11 protein-coding genes, 1 pseudogene and 1 riboswitch are annotated in these 8996 nt (G+C 52.0%); all 12 genes and pseudogenes read right to left on the reverse strand.

All coding sequences use genetic code 11. The features are described from left to right. A pseudogene (locus tag BLV87_RS15785) lies at positions 1-243 on the reverse strand (aminomethyl-transferring glycine dehydrogenase subunit GcvPB); the annotation flags it as partial. A gap of 14 nt (positions 244-257) precedes the next feature. After that, positions 258-440 (reverse strand): hypothetical protein, encoded by a 183-nt coding sequence (locus tag BLV87_RS15790; RefSeq protein WP_139282206.1) that lies wholly within the window; start codon positions 438-440, stop codon positions 258-260. 25 nt (positions 441-465) lie between these two features. Continuing rightward, a complete protein-coding gene (locus BLV87_RS15795) occupies positions 466-792 on the reverse strand; it encodes an HNH endonuclease (protein WP_093070218.1) in 327 nt (108 codons plus the stop codon). Further along, positions 789-1103, reverse strand: a complete 315-nt coding sequence (locus BLV87_RS15800) for a hypothetical protein (RefSeq protein WP_093070220.1) — start codon at positions 1101-1103, stop codon at positions 789-791. The genes BLV87_RS15795 and BLV87_RS15800 overlap by 4 nt, the downstream gene beginning before the upstream one ends. 36 nt (positions 1104-1139) lie before the next feature. Further along, the gene (locus BLV87_RS15805; RefSeq protein WP_093070222.1) at positions 1140-1730 is read right to left on the reverse strand and encodes a putative adenosine monophosphate-protein transferase Fic; all 591 of its coding nucleotides are present in this window, start codon (positions 1728-1730) and stop codon (positions 1140-1142) included. Next, entirely contained in the window at positions 1714-2463 is a 750-nt protein-coding gene (locus BLV87_RS15810; protein WP_093070224.1) for a YhfG family protein, read from the reverse strand. The genes BLV87_RS15805 and BLV87_RS15810 overlap by 17 nt, the downstream gene beginning before the upstream one ends. A 13-nt stretch (positions 2464-2476) precedes the next feature. Then, on the reverse strand, positions 2477-2902 hold the full coding sequence (locus tag BLV87_RS15815) for an HNH endonuclease (protein ID WP_093070226.1): 426 nt from the start codon (positions 2900-2902) through the stop codon (positions 2477-2479). Next, complete coding sequence (locus BLV87_RS15820) at positions 2899-3132, reverse strand: hypothetical protein (RefSeq protein ID WP_093070229.1); 234 nt, start codon at positions 3130-3132, stop codon at positions 2899-2901. Before BLV87_RS15820 ends, BLV87_RS15815 begins: the two co-directional genes overlap by 4 nt. Before the next feature lie 181 nt (positions 3133-3313). Continuing rightward, a complete protein-coding gene (locus BLV87_RS15825) occupies positions 3314-3787 on the reverse strand; it encodes a hypothetical protein (protein WP_093070231.1) in 474 nt (157 codons plus the stop codon). A 242-nt stretch (positions 3788-4029) separates the two neighbouring features. Continuing rightward, a complete protein-coding gene (gene gcvP, locus BLV87_RS15830; protein WP_093070233.1) occupies positions 4030-6936 on the reverse strand; it encodes an aminomethyl-transferring glycine dehydrogenase in 2907 nt (968 codons plus the stop codon). A 141-nt stretch (positions 6937-7077) separates the two neighbouring features. Next, on the reverse strand, positions 7078-7464 hold the full coding sequence (gcvH, locus tag BLV87_RS15835; RefSeq protein WP_093070235.1) for a glycine cleavage system protein GcvH: 387 nt from the start codon (positions 7462-7464) through the stop codon (positions 7078-7080). 18 nt (positions 7465-7482) lie between these two features. Next, positions 7483-8565 (reverse strand): glycine cleavage system aminomethyltransferase GcvT, encoded by a 1083-nt coding sequence (gcvT, locus tag BLV87_RS15840; RefSeq protein ID WP_093070237.1) that lies wholly within the window; start codon positions 8563-8565, stop codon positions 7483-7485. A gap of 198 nt (positions 8566-8763) precedes the next feature. Next, a riboswitch (glycine riboswitch) is annotated at positions 8764-8864 on the reverse strand. Positions 8865-8996: the final 132 nt, after the last annotated feature.

The raw sequence follows: 8996 nt of genomic DNA on the forward strand, positions 1-8996 counted from the left end.
AGGCCACACGCCCTCCTGCACCTTACGAATCTCTTCCCGAATCGCAATCATCGCATCGCAGAAACGGTCAAGCTCCTCTTTTGGCTCGGATTCGGTCGGCTCGATCATCAGCGTACCCGCCACCGGAAACGACATGGTAGGCGCGTGGAAACCGTAATCCATCAAGCGTTTAGCGATGTCCGACTCATCAATCCCCGAAGCCGCCTTCAAAGGACGAATGTCAATGATACATTCGTGTGCCACCCGCCCATAACCGCCTATCTTCTGCGCAATAACAGACGCAGCAAATCCCGCTGTTCTTTCAATAAGGTACGCTGCTCATCCATCAGTAACGACATTTCTCTATTCGTGTTTTCAAGCAACAAAACCATCTCATTGGCACGTTGCAATAACATCAGTTCCTTAGCACGTTCGGCACGTTGCCGACGGTTATTCACCAACTGCGGTCTGTTTAGGCGTAAACGTTCAACCGTCAACCGTCAACCGACCCGTAGCAGTAAGGGGATACAACAAGCCATCCTCTGCTTCAATGAAGTGCAATGTTGCCGGATCAACACGGGGATTCCACAAAGCAGGCTGGTCATCGACAGGCCAATAATCTGATTTGAAATTGTTACATTTCGGACAGCTATAGACCAAATTCTCAAGGTTGTCGTTGCCACCTTTCGCCTGTGGCTGGTAGTGATCAATCGTCAACTCGCTGGCGGCACTCTCTTCCGTAACACCACAAAATTCACAAGCACAGCCTGCCCGTTGGTGTACTTGCTGACGAATATCTGCCGTTATGGTCATACGGCTTTTTGCAGCGGAATAGAAGCGATCAGTTGGCTGCGCAAGCCTTCAATTTCTTGACGCAATGCCTTGTTTTCGAGCATTACCTCTTGAATACGGCGAGTCATGCTCATCAGTTGCGTCAACGTGGCATCAATCTGCGCCTGAAGTCTGGCAACACCTGTTACTTCTGGAACGGCGGCATACATCGCAGCTTCCTCTGCGTCCTGTTCGTCGTACCAAGTTTGCAACTGTACCTGCTCCTCAGCGGATAGGGTCATACCGCGAGTGGCTTTGTCGTGTAGTACCTTTCCCAATTCATTAGAAATCATGCTAAGTACCTTTTTTCATGCGTAACATTCAACAGTTTACACAGACACCACAATTCGTTCAAACAAGGCTTGTAACGGCGGCAAGTCACCCGCATACCCCGCAATATTCGCCTCTACCCACTCGCTACACTCGACCTTTGCCCAATCCAGCCCGAATCCGGCGTTGATTGCCAGCAAATCAAAAAACAGGCGTTGCGTCCGTCCGTTACCTTCGCGGAAGGGGTGAATCACGTTCAGTTCGCAGTAGTAATGTGCCAGCCGTTCCACAAAGGCGGATAGTGGCACACCGACCAGCCAGTTTTCCTCTGCCAGTTTGCCCAGCAGTTTGTTGGCTTCGGTTGCAATGTAAGCGGCGGCACAAAAGCGGGTATTGCCCTTGCTGAGGTCAGTGGAACGCAACTCGCCTGCCCACAGGTACAGGTCTTGAAACAGGTGGTGGTGAATGGCTTGCAAGGCTGGCAAATCAAATACCTGTAAGCGCGTATCGAAGGATTCAGCGCGTAGGTAGCTCAACACCGCTTCCGCCTCTGCCAAGGTGCGGCTGTCCTGCAAGCCCAGCTTGTTGACCAGCGTGCTTGTGCCGCTGTAACAGGCGGGGTCTTCGGCTATCTCATGCTTGCTGTGCATAGCGATCTTTGGTTTGCTGGATCAGGGTTGCCATGCCTTGCGCCGTTGTTGGCAAGGGCAAAGCGGCAATGTCATCCGGTAAGGATAGCCCTTCCAGCCGTAAACTGGCGCGGTAATTGTGGTTGCGGGTTGCCTGATAATAACGCTGTTTGCGCTCATCCGGCGATGGTGCGGCAAAGCTGAGGGTGTTTTGTGCCATACCATCCAATGTTTGCAAGGTGGCTGTCAGTTTGATCTTTTTGTCTATTTCCGCTACGGCTGCGGGGTCGCATTTGTCCAATAAGGTGCGGGCATCGTCTACGCTGGAAACGGGATAAAATGCGCTATCGGGTGCGAAATAGACCAAGGCTTTTTTGCGCTGTTTCAAAAACGCCAGCACATTATTGAATGAACCGGGGCTTTTGCCATCCCATAGCACAAAACCGTAATCGGCAAGCTGCGCCATTGCTTTATCTTTTTGGGTGTAAAAGGCGCGTCCGGTTATATTGGCATCCACACTGATATGTTTCACAGGCCAGTTACCCAGATTATTGCGGCAAACATTTCCGGCACAAAATACCGTGACGTGTGGGTATTGCAAGGTCGTCAGGTGTTTTTGCAATGCCTTGTCTGCGCCGTTGGCATCGCCCACCACAATAGCAAACTGTTTATCAATGATATTTTGCAAGCGTGCCAGTATGACGTTGTTCAAACGGGTAATGGTGATTGAGCCTGACAGGAATACCGTGGTCATCTAAAATACACATTCACCGTTTAACATCAACAGAGTATCGCCCAACTTCAAGCAGTGCTTGCCGTTCCAAGGTGCGCTCAGGCGTATTGAATTGAAGGATGCGGGCGGTGACTTCGCCAATTGCTGTACGGGCTTCCAGCACCGCCCCCACCAATACGAAATGCTCATGCCAATCATCGGTACGCGGATGAAAAAAGCGTGTGAACACACCGGCTGTTGTCACAGAACCAACGTCACTGCCCTTGTACAAATTACAGGGAGAACAAGCAACGGCTAAATTCCCTTCAGTCGTCAAGCCGCCGTGCTTTTCGCTGATTACATGGTCAATGTGACAACCAAAAAACGTATCGTCCTCATGAATCCGGCAATATTCACAGGTATTACCTGCCCGCGCTGTGACCAAGCGGCGCAAGTCTGCACTGATGTAAGTCGAACTCATTGCACGACATAACGCTGAGCGCGGGCTTTTGCCAAGCGCATCAGGTGTTCCAATTGCATGTAGTGGCTAAGTTCATCCTTTTCTTCGGAAGAAATACTAGCATTTTTGGATTTGTAGATTAGTTCACTCACCCGTGCCTTGGATGCTTCGGACGGGCGGAATGCAATAATTTTGCCGGGTGTCGTGCCACCAGCAATGAAATCAATGACTTCTTCGTAAGCACGTTCCATGATAAAACCTCCGCATAGCCTGACAAGGCGTTAAGCAACAGAATAGCAATAGTTTTACCATATTTCGGCAAGCAACGCCTGATCAACCTACATGCAACAGAAACGAAAAAAATCGGGACACGCTCCTAATAATTTTAAAGACGTATCCGTCGCTAGGCATCCATTAAGCATTTGAATATAACTATATATATCCCAAATTATGAGCAATGCATACTGCTCCTACTGACAACCAAAGTGCTAGAGCACCCCAGCCGAAGCCAGCTATTAAAACACGGGCAGGAATTCCTTTCCCAACATGTTCACGTACTAATGATTGGTTGATTTGTCCACTTATTGCTAAGTCTGGTTGTACTTGCAAAGCAAGTTCAATTGATGCCATAAGAGCTTCATGTCGTTTAATATGACCAAGAGCACGCAATTGGATAAAGTGCCAAACTATGGAGACACCACAGCCAGCCACAACTAGGACAATCTGTATCCATAAATTTTTTGGAAAGTCACCACTGGCAAACATGGCAGATAAAAGAACGGCATTTGTAGCACCAAAAAACCCAAAAATACTCCATAAAACTTGATCTTGGCTGGATCTAAGATCAACTACCCGTGATAATTGCCCCCATAGTTCAGTGCGTCGTGTATCTTCAGATAAATTCATGATTTTTCAGCTTTTTCCTAAATCGTTTGGTAGATAAATTATACTTAACGTCATCGGTGATGATGATTTCAGCATAGAATGAACTAATTCAACGGTCAAGTAAAAAAGGACAGTGCATCAAGTTAGCACTTTTGCGGCACAGGACACTTTCAAAAAGTATGCAACCCTTTGAAAATCAAGAGACAAGAATTTAAGAGCAAGGCCGCAAACCCAACAGGATCAACGGCCTATTGAACAAGAATCTACCGATAACTATCCACACTCGGACAAGAACACACCAAATTCCGATCCCCATACACATTATCAATCCGGTTCACGGTAGGCCAATACTTCGCCGTCGGGCTGACACCCTGCGGGAACACCGCCTCGGTCTGGCTGTAAGGGCGTTCCCAAGCATTCACCAAATCATCCAGCGTATGCGGCGCATTCACCAGCGGATTATTGTCCGCAGGCCACACGCCCTCCTGCACCTTGCGAATCTCTTCCCGAATCGCAATCATCGCATCGCAAAAACGGTCAAGCTCCTCTTTCGGCTCGGATTCAGTCGGCTCGATCATCAGCGTACCCGCTACCGGAAACGACATGGTAGGCGCGTGGAAACCGTAATCCATCAAGCGTTTAGCGATGTCGGACTCATCAATCCCCGAAGCCGCCTTCAACGGACGAATGTCGATGATACATTCATGCGCCACCCGCCCATTCGCCCCCCGGAACAGCACCGGATAATGCTCAGCCAAGCGTTGCATGATGTAATTGGCGTTCAAAATCGCCATCTCGGTCGCCCGCTGCAAACCCGCCGCGCCCATCAATTTGATGTACGCCCACGAAATCGGCAGGATCGCCCCACTCCCATACGGCGCAGCCGACACCGCACTATTCCCCAGCGCAATCCCATCCGGCGGAGTCACCGCATGGCTGGACAAGAACGGAGCAAGGTGCGCCTTCACCCCAATCGGCCCCATGCCAGGGCCACCGCCGCCGTGCGGAATCGCAAAGGTCTTGTGCAAGTTCAAATGCGACACATCCGACCCCATCTTGCCCGGTTTCGACAAGCCCACTTGCGCGTTCATGTTCGCGCCATCCATGTACACCTGCCCACCGAACTGATGCACAATGTCGCAAATTTCCACGATGTCCTGCTCAAACACCCCGTGCGTAGACGGATAAGTCACCATCAAGCATGACAGGTCGTCGGCGTGTTTTTCCGCCTTGGCACGCAAATCCGCCACATCCACGTTACCGTTCGCGTCGCACTCGACCACCACCACCTTCAGGCTCACCATCGCCGCCGAAGCCGGATTCGTGCCATGCGCCGAACTCGGAATCAAACACACATCCCGATGCCCCTGCCCAATACTCGCCTGATAACGACGGATCGCCACCAGACCCGCGTATTCGCCCTGCGCCCCCGAATTCGGCTGCATCGAAATTGCATCATAGCCAGTGATTTCCACCAACCAATCCTCCAACTCCTTGATCATGGCGCGATAACCCACGGTCTGCTCCTGCGGCGCAAACGGGTGAATATCCGCAAATTCTGACCAAGTAACCGGCAGCATTTCCGTAGTCGCATTCAACTTCATGGTGCAAGACCCCAGCGGAATCATCCCATGCGCCAACGAGAAATCCTTATTCTCCAACCGCTTCAAATACCGCAACATCTCCGATTCCGAATGATGCGAATTAAACACCGGATGCGTCAGGAACTCGCTGGTACGCTGGTAGCCGGACGGAATCCCGCTGAAACCTTCCGCGACAACCGCAGCATCCAGTGCCTCCACATCCAAACCATGCCCAGCACCCAGCAGCACATCGAACAGCTCAGCAATGTCCGCACGGGTTTTGCGCTCGTCAATGCTGATACCGATATTGCCATCAGGGAAATGGCGGAAATTGATGCAGGATGAAGAATCCCCCCCATCCCCAGCCCTTCCCCCGCAAGGGGTGAAGGGAGCAAGAGAGGAAGATTTGACGACCGTCAGCGTATCAAACCACGTATCATTCAGCAGTTGGACACCCTTCTGCTGTAAACCCTTCGCCAGAATGCTGGTGAGACGATGAATCCGCCCTGCAATCGTCTTCAGCCCAGCCGCGCCGTGATACACCGCATAAAACCCTGCCATATTCGCCAGCAACGCCTGCGCCGTACAAATATTGGAAGTCGCCTTCTCACGACGGATATGCTGTTCACGGGTTTGCATCGCCATGCGCAACGCCTGCTTGCCGTGACTGTCGATGGAAACCCCGATCACCCGCCCCGGCATGGTGCGCTTAAACGCATCCTTCACCGCAAAAAACGCCGCATGAGGGCCACCGAAACCCATCGGTACGCCAAAACGCTGTGAGTTACCAACCACAACATCCGCGCCCATTATTTCGCCCGGTGCTTTCAACATCACCAACGCCATCAGATCGGAAGCCACACACACCAAGGCTTTTTGCGCGTGCGCCTGTTTGATCAAAGCTTCCAGATCGCCGACTTCGCCGGTAGTACCGGGGTACTGCAACATTGCCCCGAAGACTTCGTGCTGTGCCAACTCGCTATACGGGTTGCCGATCACCAGTTCAAAGCCGAAGAATTCCGCACGGGTTTTCAGCACGTCGATGGTTTGCGGATGCACATCATCACCCACAAAGAATTTGTCCGATTTGAGCTTGTTGGAACGCTTGCACAACGTCATTGCTTCTGCCGCCGCCGTCGCTTCATCCAACAACGAGGCATTGGCAATGTCCATGCCCGTCAAATCCGTGACCATTTGCTGGTAATTGAGCAAGCCTTCCAGCCGCCCTTGGGAAATTTCCGGCTGATACGGCGTATACGCGGTGTACCAACCGGGGTTTTCCAGCACATTGCGCAAAATGACGGGGGGTACGATGGTGTCGTAATACCCCATGCCGATGTACGACTTAGCAACCGTGTTTTGTGCCGCCAGTGTTTTCAGGTAAGCCAGCGTTTCGGCTTCGGAACGGCTGGCATCCATCGCCAACGGTGCTGGCAGACGGATGCTCGCAGGCACAGTGCTATCAATCAGCGCATCCAGCGATTCCGCGCCCACGGTTTGCAGCATCGCCGCTGTATCCGCCGCGTTGGGGCCAATGTGGCGGGCAATAAAATCATCGTGTTGTTCAAGTTCGTACAAGGTTGTCATTTAATTGTTACCTGCTGTGTTCTTACCCCCCATCCCCAACCCTTCCCCCGCAAGGGGTGAAGGGAGCAAGATGGAAGAAGGGAGTGCTTCTTGTTCCTTCCCCCCTTGCGGGGGAAGGTTAGGATGGGGGGTTCTTAAAAATTACTCGTCACATTCCGCTTTGTAGCTTTCAGCATCCAGCAGTTCGCCCAGCGCGTCTTCGTCATCCACGCGCATGACGAACAGCCAACCGTCGCCGTAAGGGTCAGAATTGATCAGTTCCGGTGAATCTTGCACCGCTTCATTGCTCTCGATAATCACACCGGGAACTGGCGCGTAAATGTCAGATGCTGCCTTGACCGATTCCGCTACCGCACAACCGTCTTCTGCACCAAATTCTGTGCCAACTTCAGGTAAATCAACGTGTACCAAGTCACCCAGCAACTCTTGCGCATGGTCAGTAATGCCAACAGTCACTGTGCCGTCGCCGTTGTCACGTACCCACTCGTGGGATTTGGTGTATTTCAAATCGGATGGAACATTGCTCATAAAATAACTCCTAAAAACTTAATTTAAAACAGATTTGCCATTGCGTGCGAACACCGGCTTCACCACTTTTGCCGGGTGCAATTTGCCGCGAATATCCACCTCACAGGTGTCGCCACAGCTTGCTGGAACCCGCGCCAACGCAATTGCTACGCCGAGTGTAGGCGAAAAAGTACCACTAGTGGTTTCGCCATCACCGCCTTCACAAATAACTTTCATGTGGCTGCGCAATACGCCCTTGCCTTCCAGCACCAGACCGACGAATTTTTGCGGGATTCCTGCGGCTTTCTGTGCTTCCAACGCGCTGCGCCCAATAAAGTTACGGTCTGCTGGCTGCCAGCCGATTGTCCAGCCCAAACCTGACACTAATGGGGAAGTAGTTTCGTCCATGTCCGTGCCGTAAAGGTTCATGCCTGCTTCCAAACGCAAGGTATCGCGTGCGCCCAAGCCGATGGGTTTGATACCAGCGACTAACAGCGCATCCCACACTTTGTGGGCTTGTTCGTTGGGGAACATCATTTCAAAGCCGTCTTCGCCGGTGTAGCCAGTACGGGCAATGAACCAGTCGTTGACGAATGCACCGTAGAAAGCTTTCAGCGGTTCAACGATGGCAACTTCGTCCGCTGGCATAATGCCCAGCACTTTGGCACGTGCATTGGGACCTTGTGCTGCGATCATGGAAAGGTCGTCACGTTCGGTCAGAGTTGCATCGAAAGTGGCGATTTGTTGTTGCATCCACGCAATATCTTTGTCGCGTGTGCCTGCGTTAACGACGATGCGCCATTGGGTGTCGGTGATGAAATACACGATCAAATCGTCAATCACCGTGCCTTCGGGGGTCAACATGCAGCTATACAAGGCTTTGCCGGACTCTTTCAGCTTATCAACGTTATTGGCGAGCAGGTAGTGCAAAAAGGCTTTGGATTGCGCCCCCACGAGGTCGAGGATGACCATGTGCGACACGTCAAACATGCCCGCGTCGTTGCGGACTTGGTGGTGTTCTTGCAGTTGTGAGCCGTAGTGAATGGGCATTTCCCAGCCCGCGAAATCGACCATTTTCGCACCGGATTCAAGGTGCTTGGCGTAAAGTGCAGTACGTTGCATTAGGATTCTTCCAGTTTAACAGGCACAAAAAAAGGGCGGCAAGCCGCTAAGCTTGCCGCCCCTCTGTCCGTTTACCTGAGAGATTCCTCAATTTACCCCCCTTCCCCGACCCTTCCCCCGCAAGGGGGGCAGGGAGGAAGAGGCAATCAAGTTACTACCCTTCGGTGAGTGCGTCCGCACTGCTCTCCAGAGTCAGATCTAGTACTGCCAGTCCTTTTGCCTGAGCGTTTCCGGGCGGAATTGCGCCTTCGGCGGTTGCGGCAACCTTGCGGTGTGCAACACTCTCCTGCCAGTGTTTACTGAATGCGGGCGATTGTAGCGGATGCAGTGCAGCAACTAAAGCACCATTTACGCCTGCCTGGTGAAAAGGGTGTTGCCGATTGTATCTGATGCAGTGCAACACCCCAAGCAGACTTAGGGTAAACCTTGCT

The sequence above is a fragment of the Thiothrix caldifontis genome, assembly GCF_900107695.1.
GTDB lineage: Bacteria > Pseudomonadota > Gammaproteobacteria > Thiotrichales > Thiotrichaceae > Thiothrix > Thiothrix caldifontis.

Excerpts from the sequence above, each read along its gene's own strand:
- BLV87_RS15820 (WP_093070229.1), bottom strand. The coding sequence starts at position 3,132 with ATGGAACGTGCTTACGAAGAAGTCATTGATTTCATTGCTGGTGGCACG.
- gcvH (WP_093070235.1), bottom strand. The coding sequence starts at position 7,464 with ATGAGCAATGTTCCATCCGATTTGAAATACACCAAATCCCACGAGTGG.
- BLV87_RS15795 (WP_093070218.1), bottom strand. The coding sequence starts at position 792 with ATGACCATAACGGCAGATATTCGTCAGCAAGTACACCAACGGGCAGGC.
- gcvP (WP_093070233.1), bottom strand. The coding sequence starts at position 6,936 with ATGACAACCTTGTACGAACTTGAACAACACGATGATTTTATTGCCCGC.
- BLV87_RS15810 (WP_093070224.1), bottom strand. The coding sequence starts at position 2,463 with ATGACCACGGTATTCCTGTCAGGCTCAATCACCATTACCCGTTTGAAC.
- gcvT (WP_093070237.1), bottom strand. The coding sequence starts at position 8,565 with ATGCAACGTACTGCACTTTACGCCAAGCACCTTGAATCCGGTGCGAAA.
- BLV87_RS15825 (WP_093070231.1), bottom strand. The coding sequence starts at position 3,787 with ATGAATTTATCTGAAGATACACGACGCACTGAACTATGGGGGCAATTA.
- BLV87_RS15800 (WP_093070220.1), bottom strand. The coding sequence starts at position 1,103 with ATGATTTCTAATGAATTGGGAAAGGTACTACACGACAAAGCCACTCGC.
- BLV87_RS15815 (WP_093070226.1), bottom strand. The coding sequence starts at position 2,902 with ATGAGTTCGACTTACATCAGTGCAGACTTGCGCCGCTTGGTCACAGCG.
- BLV87_RS15805 (WP_093070222.1), bottom strand. The coding sequence starts at position 1,730 with ATGCACAGCAAGCATGAGATAGCCGAAGACCCCGCCTGTTACAGCGGC.